Origin of the sequence: Erythrobacter sp. HI0063, from assembly GCF_001635685.1 — a bacterium.
Classification (GTDB): Bacteria; Pseudomonadota; Alphaproteobacteria; order Sphingomonadales; family Sphingomonadaceae; genus Qipengyuania.
In genome coordinates this window covers 55,721-76,023 of record NZ_LWFF01000274.1, presented here as the reverse complement: position 1 = coordinate 76,023, position 20,303 = coordinate 55,721, and the positions used below count along the sequence as shown (strand labels likewise).

18 protein-coding genes and 1 pseudogene are annotated in these 20,303 nt (G+C 64.9%); 14 read left to right on the top strand and 5 right to left on the bottom strand.

The genetic code is table 11. From position 1 onward, the window contains the following. Positions 1–112 precede the first annotated feature (112 nt). Together A3736_RS08925 and A3736_RS08920 are read left to right on the top strand one after the other, a co-directional pair. The gene (locus tag A3736_RS08925) at positions 113–553 is read left to right on the top strand and encodes a glycine zipper 2TM domain-containing protein (protein WP_067681870.1); all 441 of its coding nucleotides are present in this window, start codon (positions 113–115) and stop codon (positions 551–553) included. Positions 554–777: 224 nt separating this feature from the next. After that, positions 778–1,497, top strand: a complete 720-nt coding sequence (locus A3736_RS08920; RefSeq protein WP_067681868.1) for a hypothetical protein — start codon at positions 778–780, stop codon at positions 1,495–1,497. On the opposite strand, the gene astD is transcribed toward A3736_RS08920, so the two are convergent. After that, a complete protein-coding gene (gene astD, locus A3736_RS08915) occupies positions 1,498–2,931 on the bottom strand; it encodes a succinylglutamate-semialdehyde dehydrogenase (RefSeq protein ID WP_067681866.1) in 1,434 nt (477 codons plus the stop codon). Between the two features lie 216 nt (positions 2,932–3,147). Beyond that, complete coding sequence (locus A3736_RS17605) at positions 3,148–3,327, bottom strand: hypothetical protein (protein WP_067681863.1); 180 nt, start codon at positions 3,325–3,327, stop codon at positions 3,148–3,150. Between A3736_RS17605 and A3736_RS18270 the strand changes: the two are divergent. The 3 genes and pseudogenes from A3736_RS18270 to A3736_RS08900 all read left to right on the top strand — a co-directional run. Further along, positions 3,251–4,159 (top strand): annotated as a pseudogene (locus tag A3736_RS18270) (hypothetical protein); the annotation flags it as partial. The gene A3736_RS17605 and the pseudogene A3736_RS18270 sit on opposite strands and share 77 nt — an antisense overlap. 93 nt (positions 4,160–4,252) lie before the next feature. Then, complete coding sequence (locus A3736_RS17985) at positions 4,253–5,485, top strand: YadA-like family protein (protein ID WP_067681861.1); 1,233 nt, start codon at positions 4,253–4,255, stop codon at positions 5,483–5,485. A gap of 44 nt (positions 5,486–5,529) precedes the next feature. Next, positions 5,530–6,042: a hypothetical protein gene (locus tag A3736_RS08900; RefSeq protein WP_082851404.1), complete on the top strand. Its 513-nt coding sequence runs from the start codon at positions 5,530–5,532 to the stop codon at positions 6,040–6,042. A gap of 10 nt (positions 6,043–6,052) precedes the next feature. Here A3736_RS08900 and A3736_RS08895 read toward each other — a convergent pair whose 3' ends face one another. After that, positions 6,053–7,444 (bottom strand): protein adenylyltransferase SelO family protein, encoded by a 1,392-nt coding sequence (locus A3736_RS08895; RefSeq protein ID WP_067681856.1) that lies wholly within the window; start codon positions 7,442–7,444, stop codon positions 6,053–6,055. A 111-nt stretch (positions 7,445–7,555) separates the two neighbouring features. Between A3736_RS08895 and A3736_RS08890 the strand changes: the two genes are divergently transcribed. From A3736_RS08890 to A3736_RS08870, 5 genes are all read left to right on the top strand, one after another. After that, the gene (locus tag A3736_RS08890; RefSeq protein ID WP_067681854.1) at positions 7,556–8,431 is read left to right on the top strand and encodes an alpha/beta fold hydrolase; all 876 of its coding nucleotides are present in this window, start codon (positions 7,556–7,558) and stop codon (positions 8,429–8,431) included. Continuing rightward, positions 8,428–9,618, top strand: a complete 1,191-nt coding sequence (locus tag A3736_RS08885; protein ID WP_082851403.1) for a glycosyltransferase family 4 protein — start codon at positions 8,428–8,430, stop codon at positions 9,616–9,618. The genes A3736_RS08890 and A3736_RS08885 overlap by 4 nt, the downstream gene beginning before the upstream one ends. Positions 9,619–9,797: 179 nt before the next feature. After that, positions 9,798–10,601, top strand: a complete 804-nt coding sequence (locus A3736_RS08880) for a tetratricopeptide repeat protein (protein WP_067681851.1) — start codon at positions 9,798–9,800, stop codon at positions 10,599–10,601. 23 nt (positions 10,602–10,624) lie between these two features. Then, positions 10,625–11,980, top strand: coding sequence for a PQQ-binding-like beta-propeller repeat protein (locus A3736_RS08875; protein ID WP_067681848.1), 1,356 nt, complete (start codon positions 10,625–10,627; stop codon positions 11,978–11,980). 60 nt (positions 11,981–12,040) lie between these two features. Then, entirely contained in the window at positions 12,041–13,393 is a 1,353-nt protein-coding gene (locus tag A3736_RS08870) for an isoprenylcysteine carboxylmethyltransferase family protein (RefSeq protein ID WP_067681845.1), read from the top strand. A 9-nt stretch (positions 13,394–13,402) separates the two neighbouring features. Here A3736_RS08870 and A3736_RS08865 read toward each other — a convergent pair whose 3' ends face one another. Both A3736_RS08865 and A3736_RS08860 read right to left on the bottom strand, forming a co-directional pair. Further along, a complete protein-coding gene (locus A3736_RS08865; protein WP_067681842.1) occupies positions 13,403–14,773 on the bottom strand; it encodes a glutamate--cysteine ligase in 1,371 nt (456 codons plus the stop codon). 95 nt (positions 14,774–14,868) lie between these two features. After that, positions 14,869–15,633 (bottom strand): 16S rRNA (uracil(1498)-N(3))-methyltransferase, encoded by a 765-nt coding sequence (locus A3736_RS08860; protein ID WP_067681839.1) that lies wholly within the window; start codon positions 15,631–15,633, stop codon positions 14,869–14,871. A 39-nt stretch (positions 15,634–15,672) separates the two neighbouring features. Here A3736_RS08860 and ubiA point away from each other — a divergent pair, with 39 nt between their 5' ends. Genes ubiA through A3736_RS08840 form a run of 4 tightly spaced genes read left to right on the top strand, consistent with a single transcriptional unit; the run spans position 15,673 to position 20,204 of the window. Continuing rightward, the gene (ubiA, locus tag A3736_RS08855; protein ID WP_067681836.1) at positions 15,673–16,584 is read left to right on the top strand and encodes a 4-hydroxybenzoate octaprenyltransferase; all 912 of its coding nucleotides are present in this window, start codon (positions 15,673–15,675) and stop codon (positions 16,582–16,584) included. A gap of 46 nt (positions 16,585–16,630) precedes the next feature. Beyond that, positions 16,631–17,113: an SsrA-binding protein SmpB gene (gene smpB, locus A3736_RS08850; protein WP_067681833.1), complete on the top strand. Its 483-nt coding sequence runs from the start codon at positions 16,631–16,633 to the stop codon at positions 17,111–17,113. Continuing rightward, positions 17,110–17,721, top strand: coding sequence for a DUF2062 domain-containing protein (locus A3736_RS08845; RefSeq protein WP_233999332.1), 612 nt, complete (start codon positions 17,110–17,112; stop codon positions 17,719–17,721). Before smpB ends, A3736_RS08845 begins: the two co-directional genes overlap by 4 nt. After that, positions 17,718–20,204, top strand: a complete 2,487-nt coding sequence (locus A3736_RS08840) for a response regulator (RefSeq protein ID WP_067681830.1) — start codon at positions 17,718–17,720, stop codon at positions 20,202–20,204. Before A3736_RS08845 ends, A3736_RS08840 begins: the two co-directional genes overlap by 4 nt. Positions 20,205–20,303: the final 99 nt, after the last annotated feature.

The following is a 20,303-nucleotide window of genomic DNA, read 5'->3' as shown; positions in this document are numbered from 1 at the left end:
TCCGGAATCTGTCGTCTCGGTTGCGATCCGTTCAGTTTCGAACGCTTATAGCTGAACATCAGAGGCGGACGAGCCCCGCGCCGCTCTCGCGAAATGAGGAAGGAATACCGACATGACCCTATCGCTCAAGACCGCCGGTCTCGCTCTTGCCGCCACGGGCCTCGCTCTGTCCGGCCCGGCTTCTGCCGCTCCGGCCTACCACACGGCCACCCCTTCGGCGCAGACTTCGGTATTCGGCGAAACCGCGTTCAATCACGGGCGCGACAAATATCGCGATCGCCGTGATTATCGCAATTACGGGCAGCGTTACGACCGCAATTACGCAGAGCCGGTCTATCGCGACACGCAGGTCTGGCGCGGGAATGACGGCCGTTATTACTGCAAGAAAGAAAATGGCACGACCGGGCTGCTGATCGGCGCAGGCGTCGGCGGACTGATCGGACACGAAGTCGCCGGACGCAATGGCGATCGGACGCTTGGCGCGATTCTCGGCGCAGCGGGCGGGGCCCTGCTGGGCCGCGCGATCGACCGATCGAGCACCAAGTGCCGCTAAAGTAGAAACGAACTTCGACCGTGCCCACCCACGGTCGTAGCGCGGACCCTAGGGGACCGTGGAAGGCGTCGCTCGTCCCATGATCGGGGTGGGCGGCGTCTTCGATTCCGTGCCGTAAGATTCAGGCGATCGGCTGTCCCGCGATGGCGCATGCGCCGGCCGCTGCTCTTGATCTTAACGCTTGCGTGCTTACGGCTCCGGAAAATCCTGTCGGAGATTGTCCCATGCGCTTCACCCCTGTCGCTCTTACCATCGCTCTGCCGTTCGTGCTTCTGTCGGCTTGCAGCAACGAACCCGACGCGCAAACTGCGGATGGCGCGAGCGATCCGGCGAGCGAGCAGGCGCTCAATGGCGATCTGATGACCGATCCGGATATGGCCGCCAATAATGAGGGCGATGCGGCGCTCTCGGGTTCGGGCGACGGTTCGGTGCCGACGATCAACACCTCACCCGAGGCGATCGCGGCGGCCCGCAGCCGCGCAGCCGAACTGGTCGGCGGCACGAACGCGCTGCGCCCGGCTCCGGCCCCGCGCGATCTCGGCACCCAGGCCACCGTCACCAAGGCGATGCAGAAGGCTGCGCAGGCAGCAGTCAGCCCGGGCGGCGGGAATTGCGCCGAACAGGTCGAATATTCGACTGCCTGGGCCGCCAAGCTTCCCGGCACCTTCCCGGTCTATCCACGCGGCAACACCAAGGAAGCGGCAGGAACGGACGAAGGCGCATGTGCGCTGCGCGTCGTCAGCTTCCGCTCGCCCGTCCCGCTCGACGAGGTGCTGGCGTTCTATAACACCCGCGCGCTCGCCAACGGCTATTCGGCGGAGCATGTGAAGGCGGCCGGTGACAATATCCTGAGCGGCACCAAGGGCGAAGCGGCTTATGTCGTCTACGGTCGGCGCCTGCCTTCGGGCGTGACCGAAATCGACCTCGTCACCAGCAATCCCTGATCACGCGTCGCTGAGACCCACTCCGATGCTCGCGCGCGGCTGCTCCATTTCGGTGCTGCAGACCGGATAGGCGCAGTAATCCGCGGCATAATAGGCGGCCGGGCGGTGATTGCCGGACAGGCCCACGCCGCCGAAGGGCGCGGCGGAGGATGCGCCGTTGGTGGGGCGGTTCCAATTGAGGATCCCCGCGCGCGCATTGTCCCAGAACCGCTCGAAATCCTCCGGTCCGCCACCCAGAAGCGAGGCGGACAGGCCGTAACGGGTGTTGTTCGCTTCCGCGATCGCGGCGTCGAAATCGGGCACCCGGATCACCTGCAGCAGCGGGCCGAACAGCTCGATATCGGGGCGCTCGTGCATCTCGGTCGTGTCGATAATGGCGGGCGTGAGGAAGGGCCGGTCTTCCTGCGGGCGCTTCATATGCAGGATCGGCTGTCCGCCCCGGCTCATGAGAGCCAGAAAGCTTTCATGCAGCAGATCGGCTGTCTGATTGTCGATCACGCATCCCATGAAAGGCTGGGGATCGGCGAAGGGCTCGTCCACGATCAGCCGCTCGGTCAGTTCCTTGAGCTTGGGCAGGATGCGGTCGTAAACGGAATCGAGGACGATCAAGCGCCGCGCCGCCGTGCATCGCTGGCCCGCCGTGGTGAAGGCGGACTGGATGATGAGCGCCGCCGCATCGTCGATCTTTGGCGTGTCGAGCATGACGATGGGGTTGTTGCCGCCCATTTCGAGCGCCACGATCTTGTTCGGTTCGGTGGCGAGCTTGCGATTGATCGCGATGCCTGCGCGCGCCGATCCGGTGAACAGCACTCCATCGACAAGCCAGTGCCCCACCAGCGCCTTGCCTTCGTCCGGCCCGCCGACCAGAAGCTGCACCACTCCTTCGGGTACCTTCGCGGCGTGGAAGCATTTTACCAGGAATTCCGCCGTCGCAGGCGTTTTCTCGCTGGGTTTGAAGATCACCGTGTTCCCGGCGATCAGCGCCGGAACGATATGGCCATTGGGCAGATGGGCGGGGAAATTATACGGCCCCAACACGGCCATTACGCCATGCGGCTTGTGCCGCACCGCCGCCGTACCGGACAGCGCGCTGTTGAGCTTCTTCTGCCCGGTGCGTTCGGCATAGGCGGAAATAGAGATCTCCACTTTGCCGATGACCGCTTCGACTTCGGTGCGCGCTTCCCACATCGGCTTGCCGGTTTCGCGCGCGATCACTTCGGCGAAAGGTTCGGCCTGACGGCGGACTTCGTTGGCGAAGCGGCGCATCAGCTCCATCCGGTTAGCAACGGGAAGGCGCGACCATTCGGCAAGGGCGGCCCGCGCTCGTTCGATCGCGGCATCCGGATCGCCGATTCCGCCGCGCCACAATTCCCGTCCGGTCGCGGGTTCGAAGGAAACTAGTTCGGAGCTGCTCACGGTCTCAGGGAACCTCATGGATCGGGGTCGGTTGCTCGGTTGCAACGTCGGTTAGGTGCAATCGTGTCCGATTGCGGAAATTTTGCTGGCGTTGCAGATCAGGCGGCTGCGCGCCGCGCAAGCATGTGGTCCGTATCGCTCGCGACGTCAAATCGGTTCGAACGGCGGGGAGGAGGAGAGCGCAGCGACAATACTTCGTGCGACGGTACGAGAGCGTACCGATCGTTTCGACGCCTATCCATTTTCAGCACTTTCCAGATCATTTCCATCGAATTGGTTCGAGATCGCGGCTCGCGCAATTTCGTTACCGGTTTCGAGGTAACCAAGGGGAAAACTCATGCGTTTCCAATTCAGCAAGACGACCGGCCTTTCATTCGGCGCATCGCTCATGGCGATTGCCGCCGTGGGGATCATGCCTTCAACCGCCTCTGCCCAAAGCAATCCCGATGCGGAATGCGTGCTGACGGAGGATCAGGCCAACCCGACCTTGGCCGGCGCGAACGCGACCGGTGACGATGCGCTGGCCTGCGGCGGCGATGCGACTGCAAGAGGTGACGGAGCAACTGCTGTGGGGTCGGGTGCTGTGGCGATCGATACCGATACCAGCGCTTTCGGAAACCAGGCCAATGCTACAGGCTTAGGGGCGACTGCTTATGGTGCTTCGTCCAATGCGGTCGGTGAGAACGCACATGCTATTGGGTATTCGTCCCAAGCTACGCAACGCAATGCGACTGCTGTCGGTGCATTTTCCAGCGCGACTGGGGTAAGTTCGTTTTCGGCCGGGGTAAGCTCTCAGGCCGCCGGCCTCGGCTCGGTCGCTTTGGGTAACGCGTCTGCAGCGCTTGCGGAAAATGCGCACGCTTTGGGTTATGCGGCGCAGGCGTCGGAACGCAATTCTACCGCCGTCGGTGCATTTTCCCGGGCGACTGGGGTAAGTTCGTTTTCGGCTGGCGTAAGCTCTCAGGCCACCGGCCTCGGCTCGGTCGCACTGGGTAATGCATCAGCAGCGCTTGCGGAAAATGCGCACGCTTTGGGTTATGCGGCGCAGGCGTCGGAACGCAATTCTACCGCCGTCGGTGCATTTTCCCGGGCGACTGGGGTAAGTTCGTTTTCGGCCGGGGTAAGCTCTCAGGCCACCGGCCTCGGCTCGGTCGCTTTGGGTAATGCGTCTGCAGCGCTTGCGGAAAACGCGCACGCCTTGGGTTATGCCTCGCAAGCTTCCGGAGTTGACGCACTGGCGGTCGGTGCCTTTTCACGCGCTACCGCACAAAGCACTTCGGCAGTAGGTGGACAAGCGGTCGCCAACCAGGCTGGCGCCTCGGCATTCGGCTGGCAGGCTATGGCGACTGCCGAGCGTGCGCAGGCTTTCGGTCATCTGGCGACCGCGCAGGGCGTGCGTTCGCTAGCCGTGGGTGAGAATGCAGACGCGCAGACCGACAATTCCACTGCGATCGGTAACGAGGCGATCGCCAACGGTATCGACGCGCTGGCGCTTGGCGATACCGCGTTGGCGCAGGGCAATTCGACGACGGCGGTCGGCGGCGAGTCGGTTGCGACCACGCCCGGCTCGACCGCCCTGGGCTGGCAGGCCCGTGCCACCGGCGCGATGGCCACTGCCGTCGGCCATCAGACTACCGCATCGGGCGCACAGAGCTTTGCCGGGGCGGAAGATGCCGTCGCGTCGGGTTCCAACGCGGTTGCGATCGGTAACACTGCGCAGGCAACCGGCGGCGATTCGATCGCGATCGGCGGCAATCGCGATGGCGCTAACGGCCGTGCAACTGTCGCCACTGGCCCGTCGACGACGGTGGTCGGCGGTCAGGCGCTTGCCAATGGGGCGGGCGCAACCGCCTATGGCTGGCGTTCGGAAGCGACCGCCGAGCGGGCCACCGCTCTTGGCCATCTTGCCGTGGCGAGCGGCGTGCGCTCTGTCTCGGTCGGTGAAGCGGCAACGGCGACCGGCAGCGGTGCGATTGCCATGGGCAACCAGTCGGTCGCTTCGGGAGCGAACTCGGTCGCGATCGGCAATGGCGCGCGCGCTGTGAATGACGGTCAGGTGGTCATCGCCGGACTGGACACCAGCACGGCGAGCCAGACGGGAACGGTCTTTGCGGTGACGACGGACAGCAACGGGACGCTGGGCCGTTCGGCTCTCGCCACGACGGCTTCGGTGGCAGCCGCGAATGCGTCGATCGCAGCGAATACTGCGTCGATCGGTGCAAATTCGGCGGCGATCACGACGGCGAACGCCAACATCGCTTCGCTGCAGACGCTGACCTCCAACCAGACTGCGCAGATCAATACGCTGTTCGGCCAGACTGCCGAGCTGCGCGACGCGGTCGATCGGGCGAACGAAGGTGTCGCGATGGCGCTGGCGATGGAATCGCCGATGCTTCCGGCTGGGACCAATTTCGGCCTGTCGGGCGGCGTCGGTTATTATGACGATCAGGCTGCCGGTACGCTGGCGGTTTCGGCTCGCGTCGGGACCAACATGTCGGTGGGTGCAGGCCTCGGCGTCGGCTTCGACAGCGGCGAAGTCGGTGCACGCGGCGGCTTCCAGATCGCCTGGTAAGCGGCTACACCCGGTCCATGTTCAGGATCGCAAACATCAGGAAAATGCCGGGGCGTCCTGCCCCGGCATTTTTCGTCGCACTGGCAGCGGCGCTTGCCTCTTCCGTGCCCGCTTCCGCACAGCAGGCCGCGCCCCAGTCCAGCGTTCAGCCGCCGCCATCGGTTCGGCCGACCCCGGGGCAACTCGAACTGTCCAAGCTGATTTGGTCCACCGTCGCGGCGGTCGATCATGCCAACAGGTCGGGCAATTACTCGGTGCTGCGGGATATCTCGGCGCAAGGGTTCCAGATCAACAACACGCCTGCGCAATTGGGCCAGATCTTCGCGGGCCTGCGCGAGCTTCAGATCGATCTTTCCAACGCGTTGCTGGTCCCGCCGACCTATACGGTGGCGCCGCAATTGGTCCAGGAAGACGTCTTCCGCGTGCAGGGCGTGTTCCAGATGCGCCCGATCTCGATCGGGTTCGACCTGTATTATCAGTGGGAACAGGGCCGCTGGAAACTGGTCGGCATCGACCTCCAGCCGCTTCAGATGACGAGCCAGGCGCCTTCGCGCTAAATCGTGATTGCTACTGGCCGGCAGGCTGCGGAGCGTCGCCGTGCGCGGCGCCCACGCGGCGGATGGCGGCGATTTTTTCGGCCAGAGGCTGCCAATCGTCCGTCTCGTCGATGGCGGCCCAGATACGCTCGACCTCCTCGATTACCATCGTTTCGGGTTCTTCGTTCCAATACGGATGTGCGCTGTCCGTAGGCGAATGGCCCGAAAATGCCTCGGCTAGGCTTGCCTCCGCGTTCCGCCCGCCCCGGTGCCGGTGGAAGAAAGCGTCAGGGCTTTCGCCGCTGTCCCGCGTCGCCCGCTCGCATGCGCCCACAAGCGCCGCATCCGCCTCCGGCCCACGGCTCGCGACACCGAGCCGCCAGCACCAGCGCCGCCCGACCGCTTCCATATAGAGCGAACCGAACCGCTCCAGCGCGGCGATCAGGGGCGGAGCATCGCAAACGAGGCGCAACGCCACTGCAAGCTGTCCGCAATTCCAGTGCAACGCTTCGGGCTGGCGACCGAAGGCGTAAAGCCCCGCATGGTCGAAATACGCCGCGGTGAAGCCGGAATCCCAGCGGGGCAGAAACCGCCACGGGCCGTAATCGAAACTCTCGCCCGAAATGTTCATGTTGTCGGTGTTGAGGACGCCGTGGACGAAGCCCGCCACCATGTAACTCGCCGCCAGATCGGCCATGCGTTCGACCACCAGGTGCATCAAACGCGCGGCAGGCTGGTCGCGGTCGGGGGCGTCATCGGGGGGCGGAGGGCCGGGGAATTGCGCCAGGCAATAGTCGATCAGCTCAACCATATGATCGCGTTCCTCCAAGGCCAGCAGGCGCTGGAAGGTGCCGATGCGGATATGTCCGTGGCTGAGCCGCGTCAGCACGGCGGAGCGGGTGGGCGAGGGCTCGTCGCCGCGTTCGAGCTGCTCGCCGGTTTCGATCACCGAAAAGGTCTTCGACGTATTCACGCCGAGTGCTTCGATCATTTCGGTCGCCAGCATCTCGCGCACCGCACCTTTCAGTGTCAGCCGCCCATCGCCCCGTCGGCTCCACGGCGTGGTGCCCGATCCCTTGGTGCCGAGATCCATCAGGCGACCGGAGTCGTCCCGCATCTGGGCGAAGAGAAAACCGCGCCCATCGCCGATCTCGGGATTGTAGACCCGGAATTGATGCCCGTGATAGCGCAGCGCGAGCGGGTGGGGGAGATTGCCGGGCAAGGGATCGAACCGCCCGAAATGGCGCACCCAGTCGGTATCGCTCAAATCCGCCAGCCCGACGGTTTGCGCCGCGCGATCGTTGCGCCAGCGCAGTACGGTTTCGGGGAAGTCTGCGGCCTCCACCGGATCGCCGATCCAGTCGGCCAGCGCGGCGATGGGGTTGTCGGGACGATAGGAGGCGGCTTGCGCAGGGTCGTTCATCCAGCGATAGTGGGGGTGAGACCGATACGGCACAAGGCCGCCCGCCGAAACCGCGGGTCCGACCGTTCCGTATGACCGACACAGCCAGTGAAGAGCGACAGCGCGCCGATAATGGACAAGCCCTATACCGACCGGACCTGGCAAAGCGCCGACGGCCTCACCCTGCATTACCGTGACTATCCGGCCAGCGAAGGCGCCGATCCCGCGCGCCCGCCGATAATCTGCCTCCACGGCCTCACCCGCAATGCGCGCGATTTCGCCGATCTGGCGGAGCATCTGGCGAGCGGATGGCGCGTGCTGGTGCCCGAAATGCGCGGGCGGGGCGATAGCGATTATGCGCCCGACCCGGCGAGCTATGCCGTCCCCACCTATGTCGGCGATGTCGTCGCGCTGCTGGAAGATCAGGGGATCGAGCGGTTCGTTTCGATCGGAACGTCGATGGGCGGGATCATCACGATGATTCTGGCCGCCACTCGCCACCAGACGATTGCGGGTGCGGTGCTGAACGATATCGGCCCCGAATTGCGGACCGAGGGGCTGGACGCGATCAAGTCCTATGTCGGGCAGGGGCGCAGCTTTCCCACCTGGATGCATGCCGCGCGCGCGCTGGAGGAAACGCATGGCGCCGCCTTCCCGCGCTTCGATACCGAGGACTGGATCAGGATGGCCAAGCGCACGCTGGTGCTGTGCAACAATGGCCGCATTTCCTACGATTACGACATGAAGATCGCCGAGCCGATCATGGCTGCCGACGAAGGCGCGGTGCCACCCGATATGTGGCCGGCCTTCGAAGCGCTGAAGGGCAAGCCGGTACTGGTGGTGCGGGGCGAGATATCCACGCTGTTCGCGGCAGAAACGCTGTCGGAAATGCAGCGCCGCCATCCGCAAGCAAAGGCAGTGACGATCCCCGAAACCGGCCATGCCCCCACGCTCGACGAGCCCGAGGCGCGCGCCGCGATCGACGCTTTCCTGTCCGAATTCGCATGAGTAAGTCCAAGGGTCCGCCCCGCCGCGCGGGCAAGCAAGACGTTCGGCAGGCATCGCGCGTGCCGCATATCCTGCACATCCACTCCACGTTCTCGCCGGGGGGCAAGGAGCTGCGCTGCGTCCAGCTGATCAATGCTTTCGGGGCCAAGGCGCGGCATACGATCGTTTCCGCCGAACCCGACCAGCTGGGCGCGGCGAAGCGCATCCGACCGGGGATCGCGGTCACGCTGCAGCCGGATTTTCCCGCGCTCAAGGGATTGCCGACGCCCGGACGCTTGCAAAAACTCGCCAAGGCGATGCGCGGCTACGATCTCGTGCTGACCTATAATTGGGGCGCGATGGACGCGGTGATGGCGCACACGCTGTTTTCCGAGGCGTTCGACCTGCCCAAGCTGATCCATCACGAGGATGGCTTCGACGAAAGCGAGCTGGTCAAACGCAAGCAGCGGCGGACCTGGTTTCGCCGGATCGCTCTGGGCAAATCCTCTGGCCTGGTCGTCCCGTCGAGCGTGCTGGAAGAGATCGCGCTTGTCGAATGGCAGCAGCCGCTCGGGCGGGTGAAGCGCATTCCCAACGGTATCGACACCGGTGCCTTTGCCGCCAAGCCCAAGACCGATGCGATTCCACGCCTTTTGAAAAGGCCGGGCGAAAAATGGGTGGGCACAATGGCGGGTCTGCGCCCGGTCAAGAATCTCCCGCGTCTGGTGCGCGCCTTTGCCGCCATGCCCGATGACTGGCATCTGATCGTATGCGGGGAGGGGCCGGATCGCGCGCGGATCGAGGCGGAGATCGACCGGCTGGAACTGAACGATCGCGTCCATCTGCCCGGAGCGGTGGACGATCCTGCCAAAGTGGTCGGCCTGTTCGACATCTTCGCCCTGTCGAGCGACAGCGAGCAATTCCCGCTCTCCGTTGTCGAGGCGATGGCGGCGGGGCGTGCGGTGGTGGCGCCCGAAGTGGGCGATATCGCGGACATCGTCGCCGAAGAAAACCGAGCCTATCTCGCCGACACGCCGAGCGAGGAAGCGATCGCAAGCGAGCTCGTCGCTCTGTCGGACGATGCGAAACTGCGCGACACGGTGGGCAAGGCGAACCGCGCAAAGGCCCGCGCGCAATTCGATGCGGACAAGATGATCGCTACCTATCGCCGCCTCTATTCGAGCGCGATGCACGGCTTCGATCTCTGAGCGAAGGTTTCAGCCGCCATTCACGCATGCGGGCGCAGGCGGCGGGTCATGCCCACGCAGTTTCCCCAGCCCATTGCCCTTACGCGGTGCGCCGCCTAATGAACGCCGCTGAACCGGTGGGCGAGATTGTCGCCGTGATGCCGAACGCAACGCTTATCTGAACGGGAAACCAGCCGCTCGTGGCTCTCACACCGAAAAAACCCGCCCTTACCCGCGAAGAAGAACTGGCACGCCGCAAGGCCGCCGAAGACGACGCGCTGATCCGCGAAGTGGACGATGCCGTCCGCCAGGGCGATCTGCAAAGCTTCGGCAAGAAATACGGCGTGCCGATCGCGGGCGCGATCGTCCTGCTGCTCGTCGCCTTTGCGGGCTATCTCTTCTGGCAGAACCAGCAGGAGGCTGCGCGTGAGGCCGATGGCGAGGTGCTGATTGCCGCGCTCGACAATCTGGAGGCGGGCAATCTTCAGACGGCCTACGACAATCTCGAAGGCCTTGCCGCCGCCGATCGCGGTGCGGCGAGCGCGAATGCCAAGATGATGCGCGGCGCGATTCTGGCCCGCCGTGGCGATACTGAACAGGCGGTGGCCGCGTTCGATGCGCTCGCCAAGGATGCAAGCGCGCCGCAGCCGCTGCGCGATCTGGCGTTGATCCGCAAGGTTTCGGCCGGGTTCGATACGATGGACAAGGGCGCCGTGGTCAGCGAACTGAATGCGCTGGCCCAGCCCGATCATCCCTTCTTCGGCAGCGCGGCGGAACTGGTCGCCATGGCGCAGCTCGAACGGGGCAACCGGGCTGAGGCGGGCAAACTGTTCTCGCAGATCGCGCAGAGCGAGACCGCGCCGGAAAGCCTGCGCTCGCGCTCGCGCCAGATGGCGGGCATTCTGGGCGTCGACGCCATTGCGGATGTCGACGCGCTTCTCGAACAACAGGGTATCGACCGCGAAGCGGAGCCGGACGCGCCAGGCGCACCGGCGGCCGAATGACGCGCAATCACAGGCACAACGCTATGACGAGCATTTCCAAGACGAAGATCCTGGCCCGGACCGGCCTTTTCGGCGCGTTGACGCTTGGCCTGTCGGCCTGCGCAGGCGGACTGTTCGGCGGCGGGGACGACGACAACACCACGCCCACCGTGGGCGAGCGTATTCCGATCCTGTCGCGCATCGAAACCGGCGCACAGGTCGATCCCGCGCTGGCCAGCGTCCAGGTGGTGCTGCCGCCCGCGCAGACCAATGCCAGCTTCGCGCAAGCCGGCGGCACGGCCAGCAAGTCCTACGGCCATCTCGCTTTGGGTCAGCAGCCGACCAAGGCCTGGACCGCGCAGATCGCCGGATCGAGCAATCGCGCGCGCCTCGGCGCTGCGCCCGTGGTCGGCGGTGGACGGCTCTACGCCGTCGACGTGGACGGCACGGTTTACGCCTTCGACGCGCAGACCGGTGCCAGGATATGGACCCGCAACGCCGCGCTCGAAAACAATCTGCGCAACAGCGCCTTCGGCGGCGGCGTGAGCTTCGACAGTGGCAAGCTTTATGGCACCAATGGCGCGGGCGAGGTCATCGCCATGGACGCGGCGACCGGCAACGAATTGTGGAAGGTCACCCCATCCGGCCCGCTGCGCGGTTCACCCACCGTCGCGTTCGGGTCGGTCTATGTGATGACGCAGGACAACCAGATCTTCGCGCTCGATGCCAATGACGGCTCGCTCCAGTGGCAGGAATCGGCCTCTTCGACGCAGGCCGGCGTGTTCGGCGTGGCCGCGCCTGCCGTGGGGCAGGGCACGGTCATTGCAGGCTACAGCTCGGGCGAGCTGGTGGCCTATCGCTACGAGAACGGGCGCAGCCTGTGGGCGGACGCTCTGGCGCGCACCAGCATCTCGACCCAGGTCGGCACGCTGACCGATATCGATGCCGATCCCATCATCGACAATGGCCGCGTCTACGCGCTCGGCCAGGGTGGGCGCATGGCGGCTTACGAGCTCGTCACCGGCCAGCGGATCTGGGAGCTGAACCTCGCGGGCATTTCCACGCCTGCAATTGCGGGCGAGTGGATCTTCACGCTGACCGACGATGCCCGCCTGCTCGCCATCGCGCGCTCGACGGGCAAGGTGCGCTGGCTGACCCAGCTGGCCGAGTATCGCAATGTCGAGAAGAAGAAGGATCCCATCTTCTGGACCGGGCCGGTGCTGGCGGGCAATTCGCTGTGGCTGGTCAATTCGCGCGGCGAATTGTGGCGCGTGAGCACCGGCGAAGGCTCGGCGCAGCTCTATCAGGAGCTCGGCGAGCCGGTCAGCCTGCCTCCGGTGGTGGCCAACGAAACGCTCTACATCCTTGACGATAGCGGGCGCATCCACGCCTTTCGCTAAACCCCGCGCGAGACACGGCCTTACCCGCATGTTAACCCTTGCGGCGTAGGAGTTTCGCGCATGAACACCGCACAGGCGCCGCCACGCGCCGCCAGACCGCAGAGCGACGTTTCCTCCTTTGTCGGCCTGGTGGGGCTGGCGGGATTGTTCGCGTGGGTGGCGGTGTCGCGCAATTTCCCCGCGATTGCCGACTATTTCGATCTTCCTTTGCCGCGCCAGCCGATGAGCGGGCCGCATTCCGCACTGGCCGCACTGGTCGCGGCGGCGGTGCCGATGGCGCTGTGGTCGGTCTTCGTCGACAAGGTGCATCTGCGCCCCTCGACCGGGATCGACTGGTCCCTGCGAAAGACCCGCGCGCCCGATCGCGGGACCAGCATGGTCAAGCTGCTCGGCCTGTGGACGACCTGGGCGGTGATCGCCGCGCTCTATTGCCTGTGCCGCTGGTATTGGGACGGGAATTACGTCTTCGCGATCAAGGTGCTGACCTGGGCGGCGCTCCCGCTGGTCGTGCTGTCGGTGCCCTATGTGCTGTGGCTCGACCGGGTGATGCTGAACCCGCGCGATCATGCCTGGCATTTCGGCGCGCTGATCCTCGGCAGGCCGGGCTGGGAACCGGAGCAGATCAAGAAGCACTGGCGCGCCTGGATCATCAAGGGGTTCTACACCGCCTTCATGATCTCGATCGTCCCATTCGCCTTTGCTACCGTGGTGACGGCGGACCTGCCGCAGACCTTTTCGCAACCGGCCAGCGCGGCGCTGTTCCTGATCGAAGTCATGTTCATGATGGACGTGATCATCGGCACGGTGGGCTACATCATGACCGTGCGCCCGCTCGACGCGCATATCCGCAGCGGCAATCCGTTCCTCGGCGGCTGGATCGCGGCGCTGATCTGCTATCCCCCGATGGTGTGGGGGATCATGGGCAACGCCCAGTTCGTGAATTACCAGCAGAACACGCCGGAATGGCTGTACTGGATGCAGGGGAACGATCTTCTGGTCGCGTGCTGGGGGACGTGGCTCGTCATACTGACGTTCTTCTATGCCTGGGCGACCTTCGTGTTCGGCCTGCGCTTTTCCAACCTCACCTATCGCGGCGTCATCACCAACGGCCCCTATCGCTGGACGCGCCACCCGGCTTACGTGTCGAAGAACCTGTTCTGGTGGTTCGCAACCCTGCCGTTCCTCGTCACCACCGGCAGCCCGGTAGAAATGATCCGCAACTCGTTCTTCCTGCTGGTCGTTAACGGTATCTATTACTGGCGCGCGCGGACCGAGGAGGCGCATCTGCTGCGCGAAGACGCGAAATACCGCGAATATTACGACTACATGGCCGAAAACGGGCTGATTACCGCGCCGCTGACGCGATTGTTCGCCTGGGTCAAGGGGTTGAGGCCGGTGACCGTACCCGCCTGATCTCCGGCTCTAGAAGCTGTATTTGTAGACCCGGTCGATATCGCCGCCCCATTCGCCATGATAGCGGTCGAGCAGGACTTGCGCGGGCACCTTCCCGGTTGTCACGATCTCATCGAGCGTTTCGAGGAAGCCCGTCTCGTTGTCCCCGCTCGAATTGAGGCGCGCGCGCGCCGACAGGCCCGCGCGGGCGATCTTCATCACTTCGCGCGCCAGATCGAGCAGCTTGCCGCCGCCGGGAATCGGCGCGTCGAGCGCCAATTTCGGCACCGCGTTGCGCAGATCCTCGCGCTCTTCCATCGTCCAGTCCTTGACGAGGTCCCATGCCGCATCGAGCGCGGTCTGATCGTAGAGCAGGCCGACCCAGAAAGCGGGCAGAGCGCAGATCCGGCTCCACGGCCCGCCATCGGCGCCGCGCATTTCGAGGAAGCTTTTGAGGCGCACTTCGGGAAAGGCGGTGGAGAGGTGATCCCACCAATCGCTCTGCGTCGGTTTTTCGCCCGGAAGCACCGACAGATTTCCGTCGAAGAAATCGCGGAAGCTGAGGCCCGCCGCGTCGATATATCGGCCATCGCGGAAGACGAAATACATCGGCACGTCGAGCATGTAATCGACCCAGCGTTCGTATCCGAAGCCGTCCTCGAACACGAAGGGCAGCATGCCGGTGCGGTGCGGATCGGTGTCCGACCAGATATGGCTGCGGAAGGAGAGGTAACCGTTCGGTTGCCCTTCGGTGAAGGGCGAATTGGCGAACAATGCTGTCGCCAGCGGTTGCAGCGCGAGGCCGGTGCGGAATTTCTGCGCCATGTCCGCCTCGCTCGAATAGTCGAGATTGACCTGGATTGTGCAGGTGCGCAGCATCATGTCGAGCCCCAGATCGCCGACGCGCGGCATGTGGTTCTTCATGATCTCGTAACGGCCCTTGGGCATCATCGGCAGATCGGATCGCGCCTTGTCCGGCCACATCCCTAAGCCGAGGAAGCCGACGCCGAGCTGTTCGCCGACTGCCTTGACCTGCGCCAGATGCCGCCCGGTTTCCGCACAGGTTTCGTGCAGGTTTTCGAGCGGCGCGCCCGACAGTTCGAGCTGGCCCGCAGGTTCCAGGCTGACCGTGCCGTCGCTGCCCCGCATGGCGATGACCTTGCCGCCTTCTTCGACCGGCTCCCACCCGAATTCGGTCAGCGCCATCAGGATGTCGCGAATGCCGCCCTTCTCCTCGTAAGAGGGGGCGTGGTGATCGCCGCGCATATAGACCAGCTTTTCATGCTCGGTCCCGATGCGCCAATCCGCCTTGGGTTTCTCGCCGACCTGCATCGGCGCGACCAATTGGTCGCGGGTTTCGATAATGGGATCGTCCCGCTCGGAAGTGTCGCGCGTGCTCATGGCGGGTGGCGTTACGCAACCTATCGGAGCGAGGGAAGGGGGGAAGTGGAGTGTCCGGAGCAAGAGGGGCGCTCCGCCGGGTTTTCCCCGTCCGTTTACGCGGCCCAGTCGCCTGCCACCGCCATCCACAGCGCGGTTGCCGCGATCGCTGCCGTTTCCGCGCGCAGGATACGCGGCCCCAATCCGATCGGTACCGCCTGCGGCAGAGCGCGGATGGCCGCGCGCTCCGCATCGTCGAAGCCGCCCTCCGGTCCGATAAGCAGGGCGGCAGGCGCCTTGTACCGCGCGAAAGCGGCGGAGGCGGGTTCGCCGCCCGTCTCGTCCGCAAAATAAAGGGTGCGGTCCTGCGGCCAGTCGCGCAGCAAGGCGTCGAGTTTTTCGGGCGCGTCCACCACGGGCAGAGCAGTGCGCGCGCATTGCTCGGCAGCCTCGACCGTGACGGTTCGCGCCCGCTCTGCGTTGAGCTTGTCCACCACGGCGCGGCGAGTCATCACCGGACGGATTCGCGCCACGCCGAGTTCGGTCGCCTTTTCGAGGATCAGATCGAAACGATCTTTCTTGACCAGCGCCGGGCAGAGCCAGAAATCGGGCACCGCCTCGCGCGCGCGCAGCCGCTCCACCGCCTCTGCTTCGATCCGCCGTTTTCCGACCGAGGAAATGCGCGCAGCCCATTCCCCGGTGACGTCGTCGCATAGGATCACGATATCGCCTTCGCCCACGCGCATGACGCGCGAGAGGTAATGCGCCTGATTGCCCTCGATCGCGATTATGGAGCCAGCCGCCAGTTCCTCGGTCACGAAAAGGCGCGGCGCGCTGCGCGGCGGCCAGGCGGGGGTTTTCGGATCGTGCGTGGCGGGCATGGCTTTCCTGTTGGCGATGCGGACAGTAGGAGGCAAGCCATGCCAGCCAGCAATTCCGACATCGTTCCCGATAGCGAGCATCGCGGTCTTGTCGCGCGCCTGCCGCAGAATTTGCGCGACCTCGCGATGCTGGCGCGTTTCGATCGGCCGATCGGCTGGTGGCTCCTGTTCTGGCCGTGTGTCTGGGGCGTCTGGCTGGCGGGAGCGGGCTGGCAGGTCGCGCTGCTCGGCTGGCTGCTGCTCGGCGCGATCGCGATGCGTGGGGCAGGCTGCGTCTATAACGACATCGTCGACGCCGATCTGGACCGGAAGGTGGCGCGCACGGCCAGCCGTCCGGTGGCGAGCGGCAGAGTATCGAAAAAGCGGGCGTGGGCCTGGCTGCTGGCGCTCTGCCTTGTCGGCCTGGCCGTGTTGCTGCAATTGCGTGCCCTCGCGCAGATCGTCGCCCTGGCGAGCCTTGCGCTGGTCGCCGCCTATCCTTTCATGAAACGCATTACCTGGTGGCCGCAGGCTTGGCTCGGGCTGGTCTTCACCTGGGGGCTGCTCGTCGGCTGGACCCAGTTGCGGGCCGATAATTGGGACGCGCTCGCCGCCATGTATATCGGGGCGGCGCTTTGGGTGATCGGATACGACACGATCTATGCGCTGCAGGACCGCGAGGACGATGCGCTGGTCGGCATCAGGTCGAGCGCGCTGAGGATGGGTGGGTTCGTGAAGGGCGGCGTGGCGCTGTGCTATGGCGGCGCGGTGGCGCTCTGGGCGCTTGCCTTCTGGCTCTACCGCGCGGACTGGATTGCGCTGCTGGCGCTGATTCCGGCGGCGGGGCATCTGGCGTGGCAGATCGCGACGCTGGACGAGAGCGATCCCGACAACCCGCTGGCTCGCTTCCGTTCCAACCGCTGGGCAGGCGCGCTGGTCGCAGCAGCCTGTTTCGTCGTCGGAAACGCGTAAGGCCCCCTTGGCGTAAGCCCTTCGAAAGCCTATCTGCGGCCCCCATATGGCCCGCCCCAAACCGACCACCTTCGACAAGCAACGCGTCGCCGCCGACAATCGGCGCGCGAAGTTCGATTATCATATCGAGGACACCTACGAAGCCGGCCTCGCTTTGCAGGGGACCGAGGTGAAAGCCCTGCGCGCCGGCGAGGCGAGCATCAAGGAAAGCTATGCCGAGGTGCGCGACGGGCAGGTGTGGCTGATCAATGCCAACATCCCCGAATATTCGCACGGCAACCGCCTCAACCACGAACCGCGCCGCCCGCGCAAACTGCTGCTCCATTCGCGCGAGATCGAGCGCATGTTCGGCGCGGTCGAGCGCAAGGGGATGACGCTGGTGCCGCTCTCGGTCTATTTCAATTCGACCGGGCGCGCGAAGGTGGAACTGGCGCTGGCTAAGGGCAAGCAGGCGCACGACAAGCGCGAGGCGGTCAAGGATCGCGACTGGAAGCGCGACAAGGCTCGCCTGATGCGAGAACGGGGTTGAGCGACCGACGCTCCAAGACTTTCATGGCGGACCTGATCCGCAAATACATGCCCTCGCGCGAGGAGATGGCCGAAAATCGCTGGCTGTCGCCGATCGCGCATCGTTTCCTCAGCCCGGAATTATGGCGCTTCACGCGTCGCTCGGTCCCGCGCGGCGTGGCTCTGGGCCTGTTCGCGGCCTTCATCGTGCCGCTGGGGCAGATCTTTCTTGCCGCCTTTCTGGCGCTGCCCTCGCGCGCCAACGTGCCGCTCGCCGCGCTGGTGACCTTCGTGACCAATCCCTTCACCTTCCCTTTCTGGGCAGTGATGGCGAACCGCACCGGGGCCTTCGTTCTCAATCTCGACAATGCCGTCGGCGGGGATGCGGCGCGCGAGATCGCGCATGATGGCGGCGCGCTGGCGGGCTGGTTCGAACTGGCCGGCGTGACCGCTTTCGGCTTCGTGGTGCTGGCGATCGTTAGCGCTGCGATCGGGTATCTGATGGCCAGCCTGATCTGGCGCCTGATGGTGGCGCGCAAGCGCACAAAACGCCTTCGCGACATGGCTCAGCGCGGCGATCCGCTGAAGGGCGAAGCGGTGGGCAGCGAACCGACACAGGGCGAGGCATGATCACACGCTTCGCCGATGGGTCCGACCGCTTGCCTCCCTTGCCGTTGATGGCGGGATTGCTGGGCGCGGCGCTGCTGTCCGCCATTCTGATCTGGCTGGTCGGAGGCTCGATGCTGGTTGCCGCGACCTATGCCGGTGGCCTTCTCGTGTTGATCCTGGCGCTGCTTCTGACGAACGGTTTGCGAGGCGCGGCAGAGCAAGACGGCCACGGCCAGCCGGACTGGTCGGTCACGCATGCCGCGATAGAGAATCGCCGGCGCGCCATCGCGATTACCGATCGGGCCAATCGCGTCGTCTGTTCCAATACCTGTTACGACCAGTGGTTCGGAGGCGAGGCTGCGCCTCCGGAGTTGGGTTTCGAGGCATCCGATCGCGACAGGCTGACCGGCGCCGCCCGGGTCGCGTGGCGGGACGGTGTCGGGACCGCGGAAGATCTGACCTTCGCCGCTTCCGCCAAGAATTATAAACTGGAAGTCGAACGCAGCGGCCGGGGTGAGGACTATCTCGTCTGGCGGTTTACCGAAATGGTGGTCGCCAACAGCTATGACGGTGTGGCGGAGCGGATTTCGGGACCGTTCGGCTATATGATGTCGCGTGCCGGCATCGAAGTCGCCCTGGTGGCGAGCGATGGCGTGGTGATGGCCCATACGCCGGGCATGGCGACCCGGGCGATGGGTACGCCCGATGCGGATCTGAGGGGCAGCGAGTTCGTCCAGTTGCTGCGTACCGACGATCGCGACCGAATCTTCTTCGCCCGCGAAGGCCAGCAGGGCACTCCGCAGACGCTCGTCCAGGTTTCATTGGAGCCGGATCGCAAATCACGCCAGCAGGGGCAGCCGCCTGCGCCGTCCACCATGGTTCTGATCGACGGGCAGGTCGGTATCGGCAACCGGCCCGATGGCGCCCAGTCGGCCGCGATCCCCCAGTTGGAAGCGCTGCTGTCGGCCCTGCCGCTCGGCCTCGCGCTGACCGATCGCGACGGGCGTTTCCTGTTCGCCAACAAGGCATTCCTGCGCGCGGTGGAGCGCGAACAGCAGGGATTGCCGCAATACCCGTCCGATCTCGTCGTGCGCGAAGACAAGGGCGTGCTGTCGGACACAGTGCGCCGTTTCGCGCGCGGTTCTGCGGCAAGCGGGGACATGGCCGTAAGGCTGGCGGGCGACAAGGAGGAGCCGATCTCGCTGGGCCTTGCGGGAGTCCGCGGGCTGGGCGATGCGGCGGTGCTGTTATCCTTGAGCGATTCGACCGAGGAGAAGCGCCTGCGCCGTCAGGTCGCGCAGGCCACCAAGATGCAGGCGGTCGGCCAGCTGGCGGGCGGCGTGGCGCACGATTTCAACAACGTGCTGACCGCGATCATCGGCTATTGCGACCTCATGCTGCTGCGCCATACGCCCGGCGACAGCGATTACGACGACATCCAGCAGATCAAGGCCAATTCCAACCGCGCCGCCAGCCTCACGCGGCAATTGCTCGCCTTCAGCCGCCAGCAGACCTTGCGGCCGGTCGTGTTGCAATTGCCGGATGTGGTGAGTGAGGTCAGTCAGCTCCTGAAACGGCTGATGGGCGACAAGATCGAATATTCGATCCGTCACGATCGCGAGCTGGGCCCGGTGCGCGCCGATCCGCAGCAATTGGAACAGGTCATCATCAATTTGGCCGTGAATGCGCGCGACGCGATGCATTCCTACGGTCAGAATGCGCCCAACGACTGGAAGGGCCGCTTGACGCTGGCAACAAGGCGGGTTTCGGCGCGCGACGTGCGGAAAATGGGCATCGATATCATGCCCGCCGACGATTACACCGTCCTGATCGTACAGGACACGGGTGGCGGCATCCCGCGTGACGTGATCAACAAGATCTTCGAACCGTTCTTCACCACCAAGGAACAGGGCAAGGGCACCGGGTTGGGCCTGTCGACGGTCTACGGGATCGTGAAGCAGTCGAACGGCTTCATCTTCGCGGACAATGTTCAGGGGCCGGGCGGCAATCCGGTAGGCGCGCGCTTCACCATGTATCTGCCCGTCCATCGCGGCGAGATGCCGCGCGCAGCCAAGCCGCGCCGCGACGAAAGCGAAAAGGCCAGCGAATGGTCGGCAGGCGGCAAACTGCTTCTGGTGGAGGACGAGGATACGGTCCGCGCCGTGGCGGAACGGGCGCTCACGCGCGCAGGCTATGCCGTCACGACGGCCAGCGACGGCGAGATCGGGCTGGGCATCGTCGCCAATTCTGGCGAACAATTCGATCTCGTCGTTTCCGACGTGGTCATGCCGGTGATGGACGGCCCCGCCATGGCGCGGGCGATCCGCCGCGTACAGCCGGACATCCCGATCCTCTTCATGTCGGGATACGCCGAAGAGCATCTGCGCAACGAAATCGATATCGAAAACATGCACTTCATCCCCAAACCGTTCAGCGTCCAGCAGATCAACGCCAAGGTGGCCGACGTGCTGAGCCTGCAGAAGCGCAAGCGCGAAAAGGCCTGACGGGTCGGCGTTTGCGAACGCCGCGAAGGGCGCTGCACAAAGATTCTTTTCGTTCCCCTCTTGTTCTCTGGAACAGAAGTGGTACATACCGCTTCGGTT